This is a genomic window from Novosphingobium sp. Fuku2-ISO-50, assembly GCF_001519055.1.
GTDB lineage: Bacteria > Pseudomonadota > Alphaproteobacteria > Sphingomonadales > Sphingomonadaceae > Novosphingobium.
In genome coordinates this window covers 22,797-45,187 of sequence record NZ_KQ954304.1, presented here as the reverse complement: position 1 = coordinate 45,187, position 22,391 = coordinate 22,797, and the positions used below count along the sequence as shown (strand labels likewise).

Below are 22,391 nucleotides of genomic sequence, written 5' to 3'. Positions count from 1 at the left end.
ATGCGCCAAGCCTCACGCCTTATCACCGCCACGATACTCACCTTGCTGACCAGCGCAAGCCTCGCCACCGCCACCCCGCTGATGGTCTTGGGAACCCCTCCGGCCAGCAGCACGCTGGGACAAGAGGACATGTCCAATCGTGAGAACGTGGACCCGTCCACGAGTGGACAGGTGGACAGCACCACAGGTGAACATGTGGACACGTCCACAGGTGGAGGCGACCCCTTCTATTGCGGCGAGCGCAAACTCGGCACCTGGTTCTATTGCGAACACCCCAAGCCCAAGCCGTCCGATCCCAGCGCCTCGGCCAGCACCACATCGCCCAGCTACCGCCAGCAACTCGACAAGATCGGCGCGCGGCTTGAGGAACTGAAGGCCAAAGCTATCCTTGAGCCAAGCTCTGACAACATTATCGCCTATGTCCGCTACCAGCGCGAGCAACTCGACCGCGCCTCGACCTTTGCCGATGTTTGGGAACGCGCAATCTGGCAGCATCCCGATCTCGATTACACGCTCCAGCGCCCCGTCAGCACTTTGGGCAAAACCGCATGGCTCGCCCAACGCAAGACTGACCGCGAGGCCGTGATCGCCTCGCTGTCGGAACGCTATGGATTGTTCTTCTTCTACTCCACGAGTTGCGCAGCCTGTGAGGTCTTCTCGCCCATCGTCCGTACGCTCTCGGACAAATACCACCTCTCGGTCCTGCCGGTCTCGATGGATGGCGGCCCGACCCCCGCCTTTCCGCGCTTTGTCGTAAACCAGGGGCAATATGAGAAGATGGGCCTTGAAGGCGGTCAGGTACCGGCGCTCGTGCTCTTCGACACCTACCTCAAGAAGCCGATCCCGATCGGTTACGGCATCATGGCCGAGGACGAGGTGCTGCAACGCATTTTCTATCTGACCAGCGTCAAGCCGGGGAGCGACTTCTGATGCGCTGGCCCCATGCGATCCGCCAATGGCTGGCCCGCTTCCTCGCCGTGCTGGCGCTCAGCAATCTGCTCTGCGTCCAGACTGCGCAGGCTGATGTGAACGGCCAGCTCAATTCGTTTTTCTCGAACCTCGGCGGGGCGGCTAATGCCACCGGCCCGGTTGCCTATAACGGCCAGCAGGGCGGCTATTACTCTGGCGGAAACCTCTGGGTTCGTTTCCCCGCGCAAACGACGTACCAGTTGGGCTCGCTGCAAATGCCCAGCGTCAAGGCGGGCTGCGGCGGCATCGACATTTTCACGGGCGGTTTTTCCTTCATCAACACCGATCAGATTGTGGCGGCCATGAAGGCCGCGGCCAATGGCGCGCTGGCCTTCGTCTTTGATCTCGCGATCAACGCCATCTCCTCGCAGATCGGCACGTCGATCGAGAAGATGATGCAGAAGGTCCAGCAATTTACCCAGCACAGCCTCGATGCCTGTCAGGCGGGGCAACAGGTGGCGGCAGGCCTTGCCGGTATGGTCGGCGCGCGCGACAGCCAGTTCTGCAAAATCATCGGGAACAGCCAGGGCGTCTTCTCTGACTGGGCCTCCTCCGAGCAGGGCTGCGGCACCGGCGGCAGCCAAAGCTCGACGATCAAGGGCAATTCCGACAGCACGATTCCGGCCGGGCCCTACAATTACACCTGGTCGATGCTGAGCCAGAAGTACCCGAGCTTCGACACGGCCTTCAAACAATACCTGATGAGCCTGGTCGGCACGGTTATCTACCAGCCCGGCACCAGCGACACCCAAGGCCCCACCTTCAAGTTTCTCGGCCAAGGCGATCCCGCGCTCATCACCGCGCTGCTCGATGGCGGCAACAGCGCCACCGTCTATGCCTGCGACACCACCGACAAGTGCCTCAACCCCTCGCAGACTAGCTTGTCGGTCAGCACCGCCAATGCGCTCAAGACCCGCGTCTATAATCTGCTGATCGACATAGCCGGGCGCATCCAGGGCAACCAGCAACTGACCTCGGAGGAGATCGGCCTGCTCGGTGCCACCACGATCCCGCTCTACAAGATTATGGTGGTGAATGCCGCCGCGAGCTTTGGCGGCATGAATTCGGCCGACATCTCGAGCCTTGCCGAAATCACATCGGTCGACCTGCTAGAGACCATCGTCGGTCAGTTCTACAAGATGGTCACCGACGGCCAGTCCTCCTTCCAGAACGCCGATCCGCTGACCCTCAAGCAATGGCAGGACCAGCTGCGCGACGTGACCAAGACGCTGGATGCGCAGGTGATCCATAATTCCGAGCGCCTGACCCGCACCGAGCAGATCCTCGAACGCACGATCCGCATCGAGGCCACTTTGCGCAACACCATGTCCCCCCAGATGACCGCCGCGCTCCAGTTCGAGAGGTCGCTCGGCCAGCACCCCCTTCAGTGAGATCAGCCCAATGACCGTCAATGTCATCACCAGCGGGGGCGGTCAGTATATCGTCAACGTGCTCAACGCCGTCGCCGCCTGGACTGGCGGCGGCGGTTTCCGTTCGATGCTGCAAGTCGTGATGGTGATGGGCTTGGGCTACAGCCTGCTGGTCATGGCCTTTTCGCTGAACTGGCGGGTGCTGTTCCACTGGTTCCTCTCGGCCACGGCCATGTACATGTGCATGATCGTGCCCACGACCACGGTGGTTGTCTCCGACACGATCAACCCGACGGTCGGCAATGGCGCGGTCGCCAATGTACCGATCGGCCTTGCCATGGTCGCCAGCTTTTCCAGCCAGGTGAACAATTGGCTGACCAAGACGGCCGAGAGCGTTTTCACCATGCCATCGGCGCTGACCTACAGCGCGGGCGGGATGATCTATCCGACGCAGCTCAACGATCTCACCAGCCAGTTCACGATTGCCGACCCGATCATGAAGGCCAATATCGAGGGCTATCTCGCGCAATGCACTTTCTATGACATCCTGCTCGGCCAAGGGAATGGCTGGTCGACGCTGGCCAGTTCGCCCGACCTGCTCTACGCCATCGGGCCGGGCTCGCCGGCGCGCTCGACCACATGGATCCCTGCTGGCGGCGGCACCGCCTCGATCATCGGTTGTCAGAGCGCCTATCAGGCTATCGTGCAGGCCTTTCCAGCCCTGACCACCGCTGCGATCAACTCAGCGGCGCCCGCCTTCTATCCCAACCTGCCTGCCGCCAGCGCAGTGACCAAGCTCAAGAATGACCTGCCGACGATGGTGCAGACATATTACGGCGGCACTTCGATGAACGCCCAGACAATTTTCCAGCAGCGCTCTCTGGTGAACGCCTTCATGGAGGCGCGGGCCAACTTCGGATCGGGCGGCGGCGATACCTTCGCCGCGCTTCACGCCGATGTGCAGGCGCAGAACAGCTATATCTCGGCGGCGCGGCAGGCCATGACCTGGGTGCCGGTGCTGAACCTTGTCCTCACCATCGTCTTCTATGCGATGTTTCCGGTGGTCTTCCCGCTCTTCCTGTTCCCGCAGACCGGCCCAGCACTGCTCAAGGGCTATTTCACGGGCTTCTTCTACCTCGCCTCTTGGGGGCCGATTTATGCGGTGCTCCATATGTTCATCACGCAATATTCGGCGGCCCAGCTTTCCGCACTCGCTCCGAGTGGCATGACCATGGCGACAATGGCAGGCATCGATTCCGTCAACCAGAACATGGAAACGCTGGCAGGCTACCTGTTGATGTTCGTGCCGGTGATGGCCGCCGGCATGGCCAAGGGCGCCATGTCCATCGCGTCCAACACCACCGCCATGTTGGCGCCCGCGATGCACGCGGCCGAGGCTGCGGCCGTCGAGCGGACCACCGGCAACTATGCCTATGGCAACAGCCAATTCCAGAATGTCACCGGGCATCAGGTCAACACCGCACCGACCTGGAATGTGGCGGCCAGCTCTATCCCGCAGGTCAACATGCGCGGGGACAATGGCACGATCACCTCGACGATGGCCGATGGCTCCACGGTCTACAACACAAGCGGCGCGATCAGTCGTTTCGGTTTCTCGGCCAGCGAGATGCAGAGCGTCACGGGCAACCTTCAGCAAACCGGCGCGCAGTATCACACACGCGCCAATGCCATGCGGGAAACCTCAGCCGAGCGCTGGAGCCATGGGATGCGCACCCTCGACAGTCTCTCGTCCGGTTCGCGCCGCGCGAGCGGTAGCGAAGGGGCGACAGGCGGACAGGGCGGGAACACCACCACCCTGTCCGACCGGCAGGGGGCTGATTCCAAGCAACAGACCGGCACCAACCGCACGATTGGCGAGAGCCTGACTTCTGGCCGCTCCTTGGGCCACGCCGAGACCAACGCCTTTGGCGTCAATGCCGGCATCAAGGCCGGGGTCGGCGGCAAAGTGCTCGGCGCCGACGTGGGCGGTTCGGCAGGCGGTTCGTGGGACCACAAATGGACCAAGACCACCGGCGATCAGGAAGCCCATGGCACCAGCGACAACCTCAGCCAAAGCCAGGGCAGCAATGTCGCGCGTTACCACGCCAACGGCAAGGACATCACGCTCACGGATGGCGGCTACTGGCGTGATGGCACCTTCCGCCGCGTCGAGAACTTCGCCGAAAAGCGGCACGCTATCGAGCGCGATTTTTCTGAAGCCCAATCGTTGGAGCGGCAGGCAACCCGCTCCGATGAAGTCGGCGCACGCCTCGAACGCATGGCCTCGCTTTCGCGCAGCAACGGCTACCAGATCTCCGACGACATGAGCCAGGTCATTGCCTCGCGCTATGCCGAAATGGCCGCGAGCCCCGAATTCCGCGATCTGGGCGCGCCCTCACTCACCAACACCACACCATCCCCCCATCAGCGCGAAGTCCGAAACATGATCGTCGGGCGCATTCTGGAGCAATATGCGGCCGAGGGTTTGGCGCCGGTTCGGGCGGGGCTGTTGGATCCGGCTGCAACGATGGGGGGCGTGCCAGCGCCCGCTGATTTTTCCATGCCGCAGACCGCCCCTCTGCCACATAGTAACCGCCGCGCCGGATCAGCACCTCGCCACGCACCTCAGAGTCCCATGGGTGGCTCGGTAACGGCCCATCATGCGCCGGGCGATAATGCGGCTAGGGCAGCAATTCAGAGGGGGACGGCACAAGTGGCTGGAGATGATGCGGCGGCCAGACGGGAGTTTGGAGCGAGAGCGACGTCTGCAAACGCCGATGGAACTAAAATTCGTGATGACCTCAAACCCTAATATGGCAGTGGTCTATTTCTGGGTTTGAAAGGCAGGATCTGCCTGGAAGGAAGAATGGACCCGATCGAGCCTCTCGGCGATTTCTTGACGTTGCTGATGGTCCCGAAAGGCATAAAGACCCCCGAAAACTGCGACAGCAACCACGATAACCGGCACGACGACCATCACCGCTGTGGCGATCTTTCGCTGCCAGGCAATGGCCTGATGGCTCTTCAGGAAGGTGGGGATACGATCGTACTCGAGCGCCATCAGCGCTTCGGCCTTCGACCCACGAAAGCCAGCCTCGCGCAAGGCTGCGTTCTCAGCAGTCAGTTGGTCGACCTGAGCCTTGAGTTGGCCGATTTCATCAAGTTCTGACATAGCTACTACATAGGCAAAATCGGAACATATTGCAAACAAAACTACTCACCGATGAATGGGCAGATGGAGCAAGGCTCTCCACCGCCCAAATCACGTCAGATGAACCAACTGGCTATCAGAAAGAATAGCTTCAGAAATCGTAGGCAGGCAGCTTTCGTCGAGACGAACCGTCAACACATCAATTTCAAGCAACCTTCGTGAAAGATAAGGATGAAACTTCTCCGTCATCAAATTGGCATTATCGGCAAACAGCTTGGCATCGCAGCCATCAGCAAGGTCTTTGAGCACTACTTCAAGAGGCTGCGTGCATTTTGCAATCAAGACTTCAAGGAAGCCATCATAGATTTGAACGGTAAAGCCCCGCGCCCTCAATGCAAAGGCAAGCGTAGTTGTCTTGACCGTCCCGCAGCCAGTAGCGACAATCCACTCACCTTCGCCGATTTGTGCGATCCTCCCCCGAGAAAATTGCATTTGGGAAAAGTTTGAGCGCGCTTCCGCCAGTAGCACCTGAGCCGTAGCGTCCATGTAGGCGGGGCAGTCATTCCGCTTCAGCACTGAGAACATACGCTCAATTACGACGTCATGAATGATACCTGCATCACCGCCAAATATCGGTGGGGTGCCGGCCTTCGCAGGCGTGACAAGAATGACCTTGGCACGATCATCGACCTCTTGGACCAACCAGCGCCGCCCAGAAAATATGAGCATCATGCCCGGTGCGACCATATTGTCGACCGGCAGAGTACCCAACTCCCTTCCATCAGAAATCAGGCGATATTCCTCCGGTGTCTGAAAAACGGCGTAGAAGCTGTAATGGGAAACTAAAGTTTCTCCCATCGGCCCCAGCAGCAATAGGCCGTCCTTGGCCTGCTCAATCAGAGCGGGATCTGCCTGACCCATGGCGCGCAAGACATCGGCAAAAATGGCTGAACTGACCTGGCGGAACGGTCCGTCCTGACAGAGAATACGATAGAGCCGAGGGGCATAGGCGCCGCCCTTTTCGGCTATAATCGACAATATCTGATGCACCAGTGTCGAGAGGTGCAAAGCCCCAGTTTGCGCTGGCTCGCACCATTTCTCGAGTAACAATTCGATCATGGCGGTTGACCGGATGAGGCCTAGCCGGAGCCTGTCGGCAAAACTGCTTTTCGAGTCGAGCGCAGCTTCAACAGCATATTGGCGCAGGATCGCCGGCTTGCCAGCGCGGCGCCCTGATCTACCTAAGCGCTGCCGGAGAGAGGCAACGCTGAAAGGGGCGCCAATCTGGGCCACACAGCTTACATCTCCGATGTCGATCCCCAGTTCCAATGTGGAGGTACAAATTGCCGTAGTGGGCAATCTGCCATCCTTGAGCCGCCGTTCGACAAGATCGCGGTGGTCACGGGAAAGGCTGGCGTGGTGAGGATAAAATTCCTGCGGGAGGCGGGCGTCCTCGCACATAGTCCGCAGACGGTCAGCGTAGATTTCAACCGATTGGCGTGAACCTGCAAAGACCAAGTTATCGGTGCCACGCAGGTGATCGAAAATATGCTTCGCAATGAGTTCTGTTGGCGCCGGAATGCTTTTGTCAGTTCCGCCCGCCAGGTATCCTCGCAGTTGCAAACGAAGCTCAGCCTCTCCGCCGGCCGCTTCAATAACCTGAACATTGGCGGCATCATCAGGGCGCAGATAAACACAAGCCTGTGCCATATCGCCCAAGGTCGCGGAAAGCCCTATTCGCCTGACTGGCCGGCCGATGGCCAGTTCCAGACGCGTGAGCAGTGAGCGCAGTTGAACGCCGCGTTCACTGTCGAGCATGGTGTGGACTTCGTCGAGTACGACCGCACGTACAGAACGAAAAAGCCGCGGAACATCAAGTCCACGGCGAATGAACAGCGCTTCTAGTGATTCAGGCGTGATAAGCAAAATGCCGCGCGGGCGCTTGGTCGCCCGGGTCTTGATCGAAGCCGCAACGTCACCGTGCCAAGGCACAACTGGAAGTTCCGCCTCTTGGCAGATTGCCTCCAGTCTGTTTGCCTGATCGGTTATCAGCGCCTTTAGCGGCGCGATGTAGAGTAGATCAAAACCTCCACTTCCGTCGGCACCTCCTTCGAGGACTTCGGAAATTAAAGGCAGGAAGGCAGCCTCGGTCTTTCCGCCCGCTGTCGATGCGGCAACGATGACATCAGCCTGGCTGCCCCTGATGACGTGAATCGCTCGCGTTTGAATATCGCGCAATTCTCGCCAGCCTTGAGCCCGGATCCATCGCTGGACTGGCCTAGCGAGTTTATCGAAGGCGGAAGTCACAAACGGAAAGCGGCTAGGTCATCGTCGACCGGTGCAGCACCGACTTGTTCATCGATGTCGGCCATGTCATCGCCCCGGTCTTCCCTGACCTCAATCTTCTCGATCAGGTCGGTCCATTCAGTGCCAGGGTTTTGCTGTAAGACCGCCACCATGTTGACGAATGCCGTCACGGTGTTTCTGGGCGTGCGGAAATACGCCTCCCCAATCCGCGAAGAGCAATGCGCCATGAATGCCTCCAAACTGGCATCGGGCAATGCATCGTCCTCCCCCTGCATGATCGCGCGAATGTTGGACAGAAGGACGAACAGGTCTTCCGGCGTTAGACTGGCAAGGCGGATGACTGGGCCCGACAAATCGATCAGGCCGTCACGAGCAAATGTGTTTTCCGCCAAGCGGGATTGCAGTGCCTCATAGCTGTACAGGCCGCGACGGGTATTCATCAGGAACTCTGGCGTACCTCCCAACAGAAAACCCAGATTCTCGGCACTGCCTTGGAGCACGTCATTGAGAATGCGCAGGATCTGCTCATAATTAGCGTTCCGGGCCTGCGCCGAGCTCAGCTTGAAGAGGTTGACCATTTCATCGAGGCCAACCAGCAAGCCTTTGTATCCTGCCGCGCAAACGAAAGCCGACATCAACTTCAGATGATCATAAACGCTCGCGTCATCGACGATCGTGCGGACACCTAGCGCTTTGCGGGCGTCCGTCTTGGTAGAGAACTCGCCGCGTAGCCAGCGTAGGGCCGCAGATTTGAGATCCTCATCGCCTGCCTCATGCCCCTCCCAATAACGCCGGATCACCTCCGCGAAATCGAAGCCACCCGTCATCTCTTCAAAGTGGGCAAGCCGCTCCCTGATGACATTGCCCGTCAACAGGTCCTTGGTCTCTGCCTCCTGCTGGACCTGACTTACGAAACGCTCAACGACGCTGGCCAACGCCCCACCATCAGGCTTGGTACGCGTGGCCAAATTGCGGGCCATTTCCGCGTAGAGGCTGCGAGCCTGGCCGCTTGTGGCATGCAGTCTGCGATCGGGAGCGAGATCGGCGAACATGACGACTAGCCCCTTTTCCAGCGCCACCAGCCGGATCAGGTTCATGAAGAATGTCTTGCCTGAGCCATATTCGCCGATGATAAACCGAATGGCCGAACCGCCATCCGCGATCCGATCAATATCCTTCACGAGTTCCTCGATCTCGTGCACCCGACCGACCTGCAGGTGCCTCAGGCCCAGCTTGGGGACAACGCCTGCACGCAGCGCTTGGACTACAGCGTCACGTTCGCGGGGCTTCAGCTTGGACATCAGACTACCTCTTTCTCAAATTGCGTTTTCAGCGCTTGCGCGATGTCATCCGAGACATCGTATCCGTCATGCGCATCCAGCAAGGCTTCATCATAGGTTGCAAAAGACCATTCGTTAATGGCCTCCAGCGCACCCAGAGGCATGAGCCCGTGTCGTTTGGCCAGATCTGCGAATTCGTCCTCGCTCCAAAAGTCTTGCAATATGACATCACGAACCAAAGCGGCACATTTTGTATCAAGGCCGGCTATAGGGGACATAGAGGCGCTCAGCTCAGGCTCTGCATCAGGTTCGCTCTGAAAGATCTGCCCAAGCACGGATGAAACCCGGGCCGTGTCGGAGCGTATGGCCGCGATCCGGCTCGGATCAAGCCGCGACTGTGAAGTCGGAGGTTCGTCTGGAATGGCCTCTCCTGGCGCGCCCGGTTCTTCCGCCTTCACGCGCACGGGGGCGTCGGATACTTCGCCAGCATGCAAATCAGAGTAGACGGTGGAAGGGTCAAGCCCAAGAATACGATAGATCTTTTCGATGCCAGCCACCTCCTCGGTCTTGATCAAGCCGTCGGCATGGGCAATCGCGATCATTGCAGATCGCAAGGCCACCTTCTGATCGCTAGCAACATCCTTGAGCCGACTTCGCAAGGTCGCAATATCGGCAGGAACAGCCAGAAGCCAATCCAAATTGGCCTTTAGCAGCCTGCACTCGAGTTCAGAAACGTCCCTCACCCTTGCTATACGGTTGAACAGGGCCCGCCGCTCACTCTCGCTCACTTGGCCATCGGCTTGGGCAATAAAGGCGCCAAGCGCCAGCTCGATTAAAGCATTGCGATATGCAGTGGATGCGGATTCGGCATCCCAGGATCCAATCCATTCAAAAAGGACGACGGGCTCGCCTTCCTTTGGCATGCGAAGGCCATAACGGGGATCGGGTGCCAATCCGAACCCAAGACTGCCCAACGCATCGGCAACGTCGGTTAGTTGCCGCTTGGTTATTTTCCCTGCTGCTTCATTCCCAATCCGGCCGAACACCTCGCCCACGGGCACCAAACCTCCCGCTTCGATGCAAATCTTGACCCAATTGATCAGATCCTGACGCTGCTCGGATGGGAACTGGTCCCAAAGGCAGGTTGGCAACAAAGCATGGGCCTCAAAACTCCCTTTGCGTTCCGGGTTGCGCCCCAGAAAGCGACTGAGCTTATCCAACTCCTCCATCGCCTCATCGGCTATGGCCTGTGCCAGCGTAACTGGCTTGGTTAGACCCGAAATATCCAACACGGGTCGCCCGTTTGCCGTCACCGGCAGATCCTTGCTGAACTCTCCGGACGCAGCGCGATAGCTGCATTTCAGTTGTTTCTTGGATTTTGCGACCTTCAAACCCTTGGGATACCGCTGGTCAAATTTGTTACAAAAGAGCGCTTTAAACTCATCCTCGCAGCGGTGTGCCGGTGTGCGAAGCCGCTTTTCGCCGTGGCAGAGGAACCAACTCAGCAGCCATTCGGCGCTCAAGGGAATGTCATTGGCGATCATGCCCCCAAGCGTGACCTTCAAAGAGAGCGGAAGCTCCCAAGTCCAACTCTTGAACACAGGCGTTTTGAGATCGTCGGCATTAAGGACGAGGCTGGCGACGTCAATGAAATCGCCAAGGTAGCGCTGGACCGAATGGTTCGCAGCGAACAGCTCGCGCAGCCGCTGAACTTCAGCGAGAATCTCACGCCTTTCATCTTCAGACGGATTGTCGACGAGAAAGCGTCGTTCCAATCCATAAAAATAGAGAAACATATAGCCTGGATTAACGGTGGGATCCTTGGCACCATCTGCCAACCAGTCGAGATAAGTTGCCCGACAATTTGACGAAATACTGGAATACCCAGGCCAGTACGGCATGGAATCTTCGCTCTTGCCTGCACCGACGGATGATACCGACTGTTTCTGATCGATATAGGCACGGCAACGCTCGCCATAGCCACCGCCGACAACACTTGGAGCTGCCCCAACGTAGACCATGCCCGGCAACACCCGGCCAGCTACAGTTACATTTTGTCCCTTGGGAACCCAGCCTTGGATGCCAGTTGGCTCGCTGGTATTACGCAACAAGGATCCTCCGCGCGGGGAAGATACCCTTTCGGGTTGCCACTCTCTTTTGGGAGTAGTCCGGTCGAGCATTGGGATGCTCACATTTGCCTCGACCGACGATGCAGCAGGCTTGCCTTGCTCAGAACGCCACCAGACAACGATTCCAGGAACGCCAAACGCAAACAACATCTGCAAGCCTGCCGGCCAGCTTTCTAATGCTGTGACGACGACAAACATGCAGGCAATGAATGCCAGAACGTAGGTCAAGGCCCCCTTGAGAAATTTCAAGACCAATTCCTTTGTTGAATTCTCTTACACAATAACCAGCAGCCGGGGTGCCGCAAGTGGGACTGCGTGCTGAAAGCAAGCATTTTCAAACACCAATCACAACACCAATTTGGTTACAGGGTACCAACTTGCTTACTCAACGGGCAATATACGCAGCCGATCCAGCAGCCTTCAGCTTGCGACATATACCGCAATTGGCCTAGTGATCAGCCATGAACGCCGTTGAAATCGAACAAGCCATCACCGACCTTGCCGCTGCCCCTTTTGATGCGGCGGAATTTCCGTATGCCTTTCTGGAAGCCTTTGGAAACAAAGCCACCACGCTCAAGAAGCTGCGCACGGGGGCGTCGAACGGTTCGGACGTGCCTGGCGGCGTTCTTCAGCGCAGCAACATCCACATTGCCACCTGCCCTGCGGGCGAGGTCGATGCCACGCTTCAGGCCCTGCGCGCCAACCCCAAGACCACTGCCGCCAAGGCTAAGTTCATCCTCGCCACAGACGGCGCGGATTTTCAGGCTGAAGAGCTGGCCACCGGCGAGACGGTCGCCTGCCAATATGCCGATTTCCCCAATCACTTCGGCCTGTTCCTGCCCTTGGCAGGCATCACCACGGTCAAGCAGATCCGTGAGAGCACCTTTGACATCCGGGCGACGAGCCGACTCAACAAGCTCTATGTCGAATTGCTGAAGGACAATCCCGACTGGGCGGCTGCCGAGCGGCGTGCCGACATGAACCATTTCATGGCTCGGCTGATCTTCTGCTTCTTTGCCGAGGATACCGACATCTTCAACGGTCAAGGGCTGTTCACAGCCACGGTCGACCGCATGTCGGAGCGCGATTCCAGCAACACGCATGAGGTGATCAGCACCATCTTCAAGGCGATGGATACGCCCACGCGCCATGAGGGCAAGCTGGACGACCGCTATCGCAAGGCAGCAGGCACCCCGCGCTGGGCGGACGTGTTCCCTTACGTCAACGGACAGCTCTTCTCGGGCAGCACCGATGTGCCGCGCTTCAGCCGCATTGCCCGGTCTTACCTGATCCAGATTGGCAATCTGGACTGGCAGAAGATCAATCCTGACATCTTTGGCAGCATGATCCAAGCCGTGGCCGACGATGATGAGCGCAGCGCGCTGGGCATGCATTACACCAGCGTGCCCAACATCCTGAAAGTGCTCAACCCGCTGTTCCTCGACGATCTGCGGGCGGCGCTGGAGGAGGCTGGCGACAATCCGCGCAAGCTACTCAACCTGCGCAACCGGATGGCGCGCATTCGCGTGTTCGATCCGGCCTGCGGCAGTGGCAATTTCCTTGTGATCGCCTACAAGCAGATGCGCGAAATCGAAGCGGTCATCAATGTCCGGCGCGGCGAACCGGATCGCAAGAGCGTGATCCCCGCGACCAATTTCCGGGGCATCGAACTGCGTCCCTTCCCCGCCGAGATCGCCCGGCTTGCGCTGATCATCGCCGAATTTCAGTGCGATGTGCTCTATCGCGGGCAAAAGGAGGCGCTGGCCGAGTTCCTGCCGCTCGACAGCCAGAACTGGATCACCTGCGGCAATGCCCTGCGACTCGACTGGCTGAGCCTGTGCCCGCCCACGGGAACCGGTGTGAAGGTGCAGGCGGATGACCTGTTCGGCACCCCGCTTAACCAGACCGAGATCGACTTCGAGAACGAGGGTGGCGAGACGTACATCTGCGGCAATCCGCCGTATTTGGGCAGCAAGTGGCAGAGCGTTGAGCAGAAAGAAGACTTAGCACGCGTTTTCGATGGGCGCGTCAAAAGCTGGAAGTCCCTCGATTACGTTGCAGGTTGGTTCATGAAAGCCGCCGATTACGGGCTGCATACACCAACAGTTTCTGCTTTGGTTTCAACGAATTCTATATGTCAGGGCGCGCAGGTTCCAATCCTTTGGCAGCCCATACTGCAATCAGGAAACAAGATTGTTTTTGCTCATACGAGCTTCAAGTGGGCGAATCTCGCGAGCCACAACGCAGGCGTCACTGTGGTAATCGTGGGCGTCTCAAACCAAGATTGCCCTGAAAAGTCCATTTTTTCCATTTCCGACAACGGGGAAACAGTTGTCAGGCGCACCTCCGTCATAAACTCCTACCTGATCCCAGCGGACGACACCTTTGTTATGGCCATTTCAAAACCGGCTGATGACAGAGCAAACATGCAGTTCGGTAATCACACTTACTATGGCGTCGATCTTCTTTTGACACAGGGTGAAGCCGCAAGCATTCAAAATGAATGGCCAGAGGCGAAGAAACTATTGCGTGATTTTCTTGGCTCGAAGGAGATTATATCTGGCCTAGCTCGCAAATGCCTTTGGATTGAAGACGATCAGGTCGATCAGGCTATGCGCATTCCGCCAATCGCCGAGCGCCTCCGCAAGGTTGCTGCGGCGCGTGCGAAAATGACAAGCGATGCATCTGCGCGAAAGCTGGCAGAAACGCCTCATCGCTTTCGTGATTGTTTCCTAGGCGACGATCACATCATTGTAATGCCAGCCATATCATCCGAAAATCGGCCTTACCTGCCAGTCTCGGTTGTAGACGGGTCTCAGATTATTGGTCACAAAGCTTATGCCCTCTATGACGCCCCCTTGTGGAACATGGCCCTGATCGCCTCGCGTCTGCACTGGGTCTGGATCGGCACGGTTTGCGTCCGCATGCGCACCGATTTTTCTTACTCCAACACCCTTGGCTGGAACACCTTTCCCGTCCCGAAACTGACGGAGCAGAACAAGGCCGACCTCACCCGCTGCGCCGAGGACATCCTGCTGGCGCGCGAGGCGCATTTCCCGGCCACCATCGCGGATCTCTATGATCCCGACACTATGCCGGAAAACCTGCGCCACGCGCATGATCGCAACGACGAGGTGCTGGAGCGCATCTACATTGGCCGACGGTTCAAAAACGACACGGAACGCCTGGAAAAGCTGTTCGATCTCTACACCAAGATGACGGGCGGCCCAAAATGACCACAGTGGGCAGCGGCATGAGGGCTGCTCGGTTGACTTTTGGCGCCTTTGGCGTATCTCTCATTTGAGATACAGGAGTTCCCGATGAACGCACCCCATGTGCCGTCTCAAAGCTCCATGCTGCATATCCGCATGGACAATGAGCTGAAGGCCAAGGCCACCGAAGCGCTGGCAGCCATGGGGCTGACGGCGTCTGACGCCGTGCGCCTGCTGTTCCACCGGATCGCGGTCGACCAGGCGTTCCCGCTCGAGCTGAAGGTGCCCAACGCCAAAACACGCGCCGCGCTGGACGAGGCACGCGACATCATCGCCCAGCGACGTGCCCGCTTTACCGATCCTGATACCATGTTTGCCGAACTCGATGGCAAAGAAGGATAAAGCTGCGACGCTGCCGCGCACGTTCGATTTGGCCAAGGCATTCAGGAAAGACTGGGAGCGTCTCTCGCGATCTGGCCGTTACGACATGCGCCAGCTCAAAGAGGCCATGCTGCTGCTGATCGCGAATGACGCCCCGCTGCCTCCTGAGTGGCGAGACCACGCGCTGAAAGGCGAATGGGCAGGCACGAGAGAATGCCACATCGGTGGGGATTTCCTGCTGATCTACGAAGTGGACGACACAGCGGGACCGGGCGGCACGCTCGTCTTCGTGCGCGCCGGAACCCATAGCGAGTTGTTCAAATGACCCAGAATGCCGACATCATCCCCACCGTGACATTCCGCCCCGCCGGCACCGGCGCCAGCGCCAAGCCGAATGAACTGGGCATGCGCGAGATGCAGTCCCGCGCCTTTGACAAGCGCGGCGAGCAATATCTGCTGATCAAATCGCCGCCTGCCTCGGGCAAGTCGCGGGCATTGATGTTCATCGCGCTGGACAAGCTGACCAACCAGGGGGTGAAGAAGGCCATCGTCTGTGTGCCGGAACGCTCGATCGGGGCCAGCTTCAACAGCGAGCCGCTGAGCAAACATGGCTTCTGGGCCGATTGGGAAGTCGCGCCGCAGTGGAACCTGTGCAACGCGCCGGGTGCCGATGACCCCAAGGTGGCCAAATCGAAGGTGAAGGCGGTCGGCGAGTTTTTGGCCAGCGACGCCCGAGTGCTGGTCTGCACGCATGCCACCTTCCGCTTTGCCTTTGACGAGTTGGGTGTCGAGGCTTTCGACAATGCGCTCGTCGCCATCGACGAATTCCACCATGTCTCGGCCGACGCGGGCAACCGCCTGGGGGCGCAGCTTGCCCAACTGATTGCTCGCGACAAGGCCCATATCGTGGCCATGACCGGCAGCTATTTCCGCGGCGATGCGATCCCTGTGCTAGCGCCCGATGACGAGGCCAAGTTCGAGCCTGTCACCTACACCTATTACGAGCAGCTCAACGGCTACCAGTATCTCAAGGTGCTGGACATCGGCTACAGCTTCTACACCGGCCCATACACTGACAAGATCTCGGCGCTGCTGGATCCGACCGTAAAGACAATCGTCCATATCCCCTCTGTCAATTCGCGCGAAAGCCTGAAGGACAAGCATCGCGAATCTGAGGACATCATGGGGCACCTCGGCGAATGGCAGGGTGTCGATCCGGAGACAGGCTTCCACTTGCTCAAAACTGCGGGTGGTGCGACGATCCGCGTGGCCGATCTGGTCGATGACGATGCCTCCAAGCGCGACCGCGTGGTCGCCTCGCTGAAATCCGCCGCTGCGCGCAGCGACCGGGACTTTGTCGACGTGATCATCGCGCTGGGCATGGCAAAAGAAGGCTTCGACTGGATCTGGTGCGAGCATGCGTTGACCGTCGGCTATCGCTCCAGCCTTACCGAAATCATCCAGATCATCGGCCGGGCCACCCGCGATGCACCAGGCAAGACGCGGGCGCGCTTCACCAATCTGATCGCGGAACCGGCTGCGGACGATCCGCTGGTGGTGGACGCGATCAACGATTATCTCAAGGCCATTGCTGCCAGCCTGCTGATGGAACAGGTTCTGGCGCCCCGTTTCGAGTTCACGCCCAAGGATGCTGGCCCCAAGCCCGGCTTTGAATATGGCCCCGATGGCTACCAGGAGGGCGCCACGAACATCGGCGTCAACGCCCAAGGCCAGATGCATTTCGAGATCAAGGGCCTCAAGCTGCCAACCAGCATCGAAGCGACGCGAATCTGCCGCGAGGATCTGAACGAAGTGATCGCCAGCTTTGTGCAGGACAAATCCATTCTTGAGCGCGGAATGTTCGACACCGAGGTGGTGCCCGAAGAACTGACCCAGCTGAAAATGGGCAAGATCATCCGCGAAAAGTTTCCTGAATTGAGTGATGAAGATCAGGAGGCGGTTCGTCAGCACGCCATTGCCGCCCTAACCCTGACCCAGCAGGCCAAAGCTGCCATGGTCGGCGATGTGGTCGATGGGGAATTTACGGGCAGCACAGCCTTCATTGATGGCGTGCGCAAATTTGCCCTGAGCGTCACCGATCTCGACATCGACCTGATCGATCGGGTGAATCCCTTCGACGCGACCTATGCCGTGCTGGCCAAGGCGATGGATGAAAAGACCCTGATTCAGGTGCAGGCGATCATTAACGCCAAGAAAGAAAAGCTGACCTATGAAGACGCAAGAATGCTGGCCGAACGCGCGCTGGAATTCAAGCGTGAGCGAGGGCGCCTGCCCTCGCTGACCTCTCAGGACGCCTGGGAGCGCAAGATGGCCGAAGGCATCGCGTTCCTGCAACGCCATGCGGCAAAGGCAGCGGCCGATGGCTGAACTGAGCGATCTTGAACTGTTGGCCGAACTCGGCGTCGAGACGGCACCTGAACCCAAGCGCGCACTGACGCCGCTTCAGGAGCGGATCATTGCTGGCTTTGAGGACATCCAGCGCTTTGTGGCCGAGCATGGACATCTGCCGCGCCATGGTGATGATCGGGATATCTTCGAGCGCCTCTATGCTGTTCGCCTTGAACGGTTACGCAGCCTGCTTGAAGCCCGTGAATTGCTGGCCAGCATTGACCATGATGGCCTGCTGGATGCCACTCGTCAGGCGTCTGTAGCTCCGGAGGAACTAGGGGATGATGCCCTGCTTGCCGAGCTCGGTATTGCGCCGGGAGCGCCCGACGACATCACCAAATTGCGCCATGTGGCTCCCCGCGCGGAAAAGCGGGCTGCCGAGGAAATAGCCAATCGCGAAAAGTGCGAAGATTTCGAGAGCTTCAAGCCCCAATTCGAGCGTGTGCAAGCCGAAATGACAAGGGGCGCGCGACAGGCCAAGGTGATCGACCAGACCGAGGTCACCCTTGCCGAGGTCCATCCTGGCAAGCTTTTCATTGTGGCCGGGCAGATGGCCATGATCGCCGATACATCCGATGAATTTGTTACGGATTACGAACGCAAAGATCGGCGCGTGCGCGTCATCTATGACAATGGCACCGAGGTCACGATGCTGGCCCGGTCGTTCCAAAAGGCGCTCTATCGCGATGAGACTGCTCGGCGTATCACAGACCTGAGCGCAGGCCCGCTGTTTGGCGATGTTGCTGAACCTGACGATCTGGCCAGCGGGACGATTTACGTCCTGCGCAGCAAGTCGGCCCATCCCTATGTCGCCGAGCACCGGGAACTGATCCACAAGATCGGCGTGACCGGCCAGAGTGTTGCCCATCGTGTTGCCAATGCCCGGAATGACCCGACCTTCCTGCTGGCTGATGTCGAGGTTGTCGCCGAATACCAGCTCTTCAACATCAACCGCAGCAAGATGGAGGGCCTGATCCATAAGGCCCTGGCGGCTGCCCGGCTCGATCTGGCCGCTGGCGATCGCTTCGGCAGAACCGTTCAGCCACGAGAATGGTTCTTGATCCCGTTTCAGGCCATCGACGACCTGATAGCAAAGATCAGCGATGGATCTGTCACGCGATACAGGTACGAACCAACACAGGCCCGGTTCGTACCTACGACCGAATGAACACTTGCTCACATTTGCGCTGAGCGGTTTTCTTGATCTAAAAAAAGCCGCTCAGCTCCAAAAATGGGTCATGATAATTAGTAAATCAGAGCAACCTGAATGCACATTATGAGCCAGCATGTTCAAGCACTTCTGCCCCGATAGACAAAGTCCTCAAACAATGCCGCGGGGACGATGACGAGATAACAGGCCACTATCACCAGTGTGGCGGTCACCCATTTCCCAACCACAGCTGCCAGCAACGTCCGCGCGGTCTCCGATACAAGGATGAGGTCCAAGATCGCGAAGGGCGCGTAACAGCCGACCAACAAGGCAATGCGAAGCGGCCAAGGCCGCAGATGGCCGAGCGCCCCTTGATGTTGCGGCTTTCTGCAAGGCTCGAATTGCCACTCTGCCTTCAACGAGCGCGGCGGCCGTTTGCGCGATCGCGGCGATGGCGAGGGAACCGCATGTTCCATCTCCGCTTCGAAACCATCGGAGGACTCAAATTTTGCCGGCTTATCAGGGACGACATACTCCCGAGGCTTCTTCCTGCCGCACAAACGGTCAAGGTCCGAACGCGGCAACCGCAGCGGCTGCGTCATCGCGAAATATCGCAACCTGCGTAAAGCCTTCTTTTCAATCTGCGATATTCTGTTGGCGCTCAGCCCGAATTGCTCCCCGATTTCCTTGCAGGTTTCGGGCGGATGATCCCCAAGCCCATATCGCAGGCGAATGACCAGCTCTTCCTTTATGGTCAGCCGGGCTAGGAATTTCCGGATACAATCCTTGTCAGAAATCTGCTCCTCCATATTCTCGATTTCGGGAAAATCCTCCACTTCGTACAACGAAAGCACGGACTCAAATGCTGTTGTAACGAAGACGCTGGTGCTCTCCGTTTTCGACGGACGGGCAGATCTAGGCGGCGTGGGGCGCGGTGGTCGCTTGACATTTGAAGGTGTGGTGCCGGTACCTTCTGGCGCATTTCCAGGCTGATGATGCCCCTTTTTGGCCGTGTGTTTCATCATGGAGCTCACAATCCGAGTTCGATAGTTTTTTCAGGGAGATGAGTGAGTTGAGGCTTGGGAGCGGACCCGTGCTTTTCGGGTTCGACGCGCAAGGAGACCCCATCGATGGCAAAAGGATTGGCGCGATCGACCGGTCTGGCGGAGACACGCGCTTCCTTAGCTCCACCAGATGGGGAGACTTGAACATCAACAGCCTTTTCACCGATGTGTTCGAGCGCGCTGGCCTTATCCCCGGCGTTGGCCTCGATCGCCCGGAGCAACTGGTCACGATCATTGGTGTAGATGGTAATGTCATCGCGCACGCGGGTGGCCATCACGTGGGTCAGGCGCTGGTTGGACAATTGCCTTTCGGCGGAATGCATGACCCCGATGCCGTAGTCGGTGGTCATGCCTTGTGCCTGATGCATATTGATCGCGTAGGCGAGACCTAGGCGTGAGAGCATCTTGTCGCCGTGCGCCAGCAACATGTTCACACCTTCACTTGTCCGCACCTCCACACCCTCACGTGTGATGCTGACGATCTCGGCTTCAGCCGAATTGAACAGGCCGCGTGCCTTGTCATTGGCGGTCCAGCGGATGCGCTCGCCTTCATGCACGCGGATCGTCTCGCGCACCGACAGGGTCAGCGTATCTCGCTTGTCATTGGGATCGAGGCGATCCGGGCGAAAACTGTGTCGCCGTCCATCCTCGTCACGCAGAACCACACGCCCTGTCTTGGTAACGTCGACGATCCGGTAATGCCCGCGCTCAAGGCCGCCGGGCTTCGCATCGCCGTGAACCTCCAAAAGCTGCCCGGTCCGGTAGGTCTGCGCATATCGCAACTCTTCGCGGGTAACATTGACGTTCTCGACACGTGCCAGGGCCAGTCCATCGCCCCGCAACGTTCCCTCAGCCTTGAGCCCGGCCTGAACAACGTCGTTGAGGAAAGCGCGGGTCTCGCGGCCCGAGGCATAGAGCGCGGTTCGACTGCGATCATCGGCCGACAATTCCAGCCATTTGCGCGCTGCCGCCTCGCGAAAATCAGCGCCAGAACTCACCACCCGTCCGCCCAGCACGCGAAAGGCAGCGCTGTAGTGCCCTGTCCTGGTCAGCGCCGCGACCGCCTTCATATGCTCTGTGCGTTGGCGCAGGCTGACATCCATCCGCGCCATGGCCGGGTCATGGGCCTGCACCAGACTGAAGGCCTTGCCAGCGTCGATGGGCTGCAACTGCGCGCGATCCCCGATCATCACGAGACGGCTTACGCCCAGTCTGTTGGCGATGGTCACGAGGTCGTTCATCTGTTTGTTGGCGACAAGCGAGGCTTCGTCGAGAACGAGAACCTTGTCCTGCAAGGCTACTTTCGAGGCATCGAAGGCCTCCCCCTTGCCCGCCAAGGCGCCGTGCAAATGCTCATGCACGAAGGACGACAAGGTCTGGGCCGGAATGCCGGCCTCGTCCTTCAGCATTTCGACCATCTTGTTGGCCTGTGCGAGGCCCAACACCTGCTTGCCATCTTCCGCAAGGGCCTGTGCCATCGCAGAAATCAGCGTGGTCTTGCCGGCCCCCGCGACCCCCTGGATCACGACCACTCGATCGCGGCTCGATACAGCGAGAATGGCTGCATCCAACTGCTCTTGTCCCAGCGGGCGTTCCCCTGCCTTGGCCTGCAAGCGAAGTGCCGCGCGATCTGGCGCCATGATCGGCAGAATGCTCCCGCGCCCTGCATCAATCCCGGCCAGCAGCCACCGTTCTTCGGCGATGTGCTCGGGCGTGGTGACATGGGTAATTGTATTGTCGCTTCGACCGGACTTGCCCAACACAAGCTGGCCTTTGTCCGCCAACTGCTGGACGCGCGACTCCACCGCCTCGATGGTCACCCCTTTGATGCCGAGGTCCAGCGCCGTGCGGGATACTTCATGGATCGGAAAGGCAGCCTCGCGCTGGCCAAGGATCCTGATGGCCGATGCGACCGCCATTTCTGTACCGACCTGGGCAGCCGACATGCCAAGACGGCCAACACCGCTGGTCATCAGGGGATCGCCGGGGCCCAACCACTCAGACAGACGCTCGGCCCAGCCTGCCACCATGGCGCCGATCTGCCGCACGCCAAGATGCCCATCCATGCCCTTGGACGCCTCTCCTGCCCGCGCCTCTGCCTCAGCCACGAGCGAGCGACCATCAAAACCCAGCCCTGCAGCACGCTCCCCCCACTCCGCGCGAAGGACACCACGGTCTTCAAGGTTGACCTTGGCGTCTCTGGTGCGGACCACGACCGCATCGCGACCCTGCGGGGTGGCGATGCCGATTTCGGCAGATTTTGCGAGCACCTCCTCGCGGCGCTGACTGAATTCCCGCAGGACCGGCGCGGGCACGCCCTCGATTTCGAACTGACCATGCTTGCCGGTGAGTTCTGTGCGGTAGCCGAGTTCCTCGACCTGTGCGCGCAGCGCCGCATGATAGACACTGCCGATAATCGAATTGTTCTTCCAGAGTTGGTCGTTATGGAGCGCCTGCCAGCGCTCCCCCACTTTGGTCAGGTTGGCAATGACGACATGGAGATGGGCTTGCGGATCAAGCTTGCGGCTCGTGTCGTGCTGGAAGATCGCGTAGGTGAGGTTGCCGGTGCGAATGGGATCGCCCTTCGGGTTGTCGGTGTAGACCCGCCCTTCGGCAAAGTTCTTCTCGACCCAGCCCATGGTCTGGCGGACCGCCTGCATGTGAGCGGCGAGCAAGCGCTCATCTCCCGCCACATAGGCCAGCACACTGGCAGATTTGGGCATGGAAAAGGTGAGATCCATGCCCGCGCGACGCCGCTCGGGATCCCCAACCTGCTCACCGCTAGGTAGCCTGCCGTTGAGCACGTTTTCAAAAGCCTGCTTGTCGACCTCACCGGCAAGCCCTAGTTCGGTCGCGCCTTGGCCGCCCCAGACGCTTACCTCGCTGGAATGCTCGCCAGTGTAATAGTCGTCCTTGGCGAAGTAGGAGGCAGCCCCGCCGGCTGACCGCACCGATGCGACGGACAGCAT

The 22,391-nt window shown here is 59.0% G+C and carries 14 protein-coding genes; 8 read left to right on the top strand and 6 right to left on the bottom strand.

Features of this window, described 5'->3' with window-relative positions; all coding sequences use genetic code 11:
• From AQZ50_RS18160 to AQZ50_RS18150, 3 genes are read left to right on the top strand one after another with little or no spacing between them, the layout of a single operon-like run.
• On the top strand, positions 1-930 hold the full coding sequence (locus tag AQZ50_RS18160) for a conjugal transfer protein TraF (RefSeq protein WP_369801439.1): 930 nt from the start codon (positions 1-3) through the stop codon (positions 928-930).
• The gene (locus tag AQZ50_RS18155) at positions 930-2,360 is read left to right on the top strand and encodes a conjugal transfer protein TraH (protein ID WP_067748493.1); all 1,431 of its coding nucleotides are present in this window, start codon (positions 930-932) and stop codon (positions 2,358-2,360) included. The genes AQZ50_RS18160 and AQZ50_RS18155 overlap by 1 nt, the downstream gene beginning before the upstream one ends.
• Before the next feature lie 10 nt (positions 2,361-2,370).
• Complete coding sequence (locus tag AQZ50_RS18150; RefSeq protein ID WP_067748491.1) at positions 2,371-5,151, top strand: conjugal transfer protein TraG N-terminal domain-containing protein; 2,781 nt, start codon at positions 2,371-2,373, stop codon at positions 5,149-5,151.
• Positions 5,152-5,163: 12 nt separating this feature from the next.
• Here the strand turns inward: AQZ50_RS18150 and AQZ50_RS18145 are convergent, their stop codons facing one another.
• The 4 genes from AQZ50_RS18145 to AQZ50_RS18130 form a co-directional block, all read right to left on the bottom strand.
• Positions 5,164-5,511 carry a hypothetical protein gene (locus AQZ50_RS18145; RefSeq protein ID WP_067748489.1) on the bottom strand — a complete coding sequence of 116 codons (348 nt, stop codon included), beginning with the start codon at positions 5,509-5,511 and terminating at the stop codon, positions 5,164-5,166.
• A gap of 90 nt (positions 5,512-5,601) precedes the next feature.
• On the bottom strand, positions 5,602-7,728 hold the full coding sequence (locus AQZ50_RS18140; RefSeq protein WP_231730401.1) for a DEAD/DEAH box helicase: 2,127 nt from the start codon (positions 7,726-7,728) through the stop codon (positions 5,602-5,604).
• 65 nt (positions 7,729-7,793) lie between these two features.
• On the bottom strand, positions 7,794-9,098 hold the full coding sequence (locus tag AQZ50_RS18135) for an ATP-binding protein (RefSeq protein WP_067748485.1): 1,305 nt from the start codon (positions 9,096-9,098) through the stop codon (positions 7,794-7,796).
• Positions 9,098-11,455 carry a tellurite resistance TerB family protein gene (locus AQZ50_RS18130; protein WP_197412549.1) on the bottom strand — a complete coding sequence of 786 codons (2,358 nt, stop codon included), beginning with the start codon at positions 11,453-11,455 and terminating at the stop codon, positions 9,098-9,100. The genes AQZ50_RS18135 and AQZ50_RS18130 overlap by 1 nt, the downstream gene beginning before the upstream one ends.
• Before the next feature lie 212 nt (positions 11,456-11,667).
• Between AQZ50_RS18130 and AQZ50_RS18125 the strand changes: the two genes are divergently transcribed.
• The 5 genes from AQZ50_RS18125 to AQZ50_RS18105 all read left to right on the top strand — a co-directional run bounded on the left by AQZ50_RS18125 (position 11,668) and on the right by AQZ50_RS18105 (position 18,376).
• Complete coding sequence (locus AQZ50_RS18125) at positions 11,668-14,442, top strand: class I SAM-dependent DNA methyltransferase (protein WP_067748483.1); 2,775 nt, start codon at positions 11,668-11,670, stop codon at positions 14,440-14,442.
• Between the two features lie 84 nt (positions 14,443-14,526).
• Positions 14,527-14,820 (top strand): type II toxin-antitoxin system RelB/DinJ family antitoxin, encoded by a 294-nt coding sequence (locus tag AQZ50_RS18120; RefSeq protein WP_231730400.1) that lies wholly within the window; start codon positions 14,527-14,529, stop codon positions 14,818-14,820.
• Positions 14,804-15,124 (top strand): type II toxin-antitoxin system YafQ family toxin, encoded by a 321-nt coding sequence (locus tag AQZ50_RS18115; RefSeq protein ID WP_082703778.1) that lies wholly within the window; start codon positions 14,804-14,806, stop codon positions 15,122-15,124. The genes AQZ50_RS18120 and AQZ50_RS18115 overlap by 17 nt, the downstream gene beginning before the upstream one ends.
• Complete coding sequence (locus AQZ50_RS18110) at positions 15,121-17,187, top strand: DEAD/DEAH box helicase (protein WP_067748477.1); 2,067 nt, start codon at positions 15,121-15,123, stop codon at positions 17,185-17,187. Before AQZ50_RS18115 ends, AQZ50_RS18110 begins: the two co-directional genes overlap by 4 nt.
• Positions 17,180-18,376, top strand: a complete 1,197-nt coding sequence (locus AQZ50_RS18105) for a GIY-YIG nuclease family protein (RefSeq protein WP_067748475.1) — start codon at positions 17,180-17,182, stop codon at positions 18,374-18,376. Before AQZ50_RS18110 ends, AQZ50_RS18105 begins: the two co-directional genes overlap by 8 nt.
• Before the next feature lie 122 nt (positions 18,377-18,498).
• Here the strand turns inward: AQZ50_RS18105 and AQZ50_RS18100 are convergent, their stop codons facing one another.
• A complete protein-coding gene (locus AQZ50_RS18100; RefSeq protein WP_197412548.1) occupies positions 18,499-19,380 on the bottom strand; it encodes a sigma-70 family RNA polymerase sigma factor in 882 nt (293 codons plus the stop codon).
• A gap of 8 nt (positions 19,381-19,388) precedes the next feature.
• Positions 19,389-22,391: a MobF family relaxase gene (gene mobF, locus AQZ50_RS18095; protein WP_067748471.1), complete on the bottom strand. Its 3,003-nt coding sequence runs from the start codon at positions 22,389-22,391 to the stop codon at positions 19,389-19,391.

Excerpts from the sequence above, each read along its gene's own strand:
- AQZ50_RS18160 (WP_369801439.1), top strand. The coding sequence starts at position 1 with ATGCGCCAAGCCTCACGCCTTATCACCGCCACGATACTCACCTTGCTG.
- AQZ50_RS18155 (WP_067748493.1), top strand. The coding sequence starts at position 930 with ATGCGCTGGCCCCATGCGATCCGCCAATGGCTGGCCCGCTTCCTCGCC.
- AQZ50_RS18150 (WP_067748491.1), top strand. The coding sequence starts at position 2,371 with ATGACCGTCAATGTCATCACCAGCGGGGGCGGTCAGTATATCGTCAAC.
- AQZ50_RS18145 (WP_067748489.1), bottom strand. The coding sequence starts at position 5,511 with ATGTCAGAACTTGATGAAATCGGCCAACTCAAGGCTCAGGTCGACCAA.
- AQZ50_RS18135 (WP_067748485.1), bottom strand. The coding sequence starts at position 9,098 with ATGTCCAAGCTGAAGCCCCGCGAACGTGACGCTGTAGTCCAAGCGCTG.
- AQZ50_RS18125 (WP_067748483.1), top strand. The coding sequence starts at position 11,668 with ATGAACGCCGTTGAAATCGAACAAGCCATCACCGACCTTGCCGCTGCC.
- AQZ50_RS18120 (WP_231730400.1), top strand. The coding sequence starts at position 14,527 with ATGAACGCACCCCATGTGCCGTCTCAAAGCTCCATGCTGCATATCCGC.
- AQZ50_RS18115 (WP_082703778.1), top strand. The coding sequence starts at position 14,804 with ATGGCAAAGAAGGATAAAGCTGCGACGCTGCCGCGCACGTTCGATTTG.
- AQZ50_RS18110 (WP_067748477.1), top strand. The coding sequence starts at position 15,121 with ATGACCCAGAATGCCGACATCATCCCCACCGTGACATTCCGCCCCGCC.
- AQZ50_RS18105 (WP_067748475.1), top strand. The coding sequence starts at position 17,180 with ATGGCTGAACTGAGCGATCTTGAACTGTTGGCCGAACTCGGCGTCGAG.
- AQZ50_RS18100 (WP_197412548.1), bottom strand. The coding sequence starts at position 19,380 with ATGAAACACACGGCCAAAAAGGGGCATCATCAGCCTGGAAATGCGCCA.
- mobF (WP_067748471.1), bottom strand. The coding sequence starts at position 22,391 with ATGCTGTCCGTCGCATCGGTGCGGTCAGCCGGCGGGGCTGCCTCCTAC.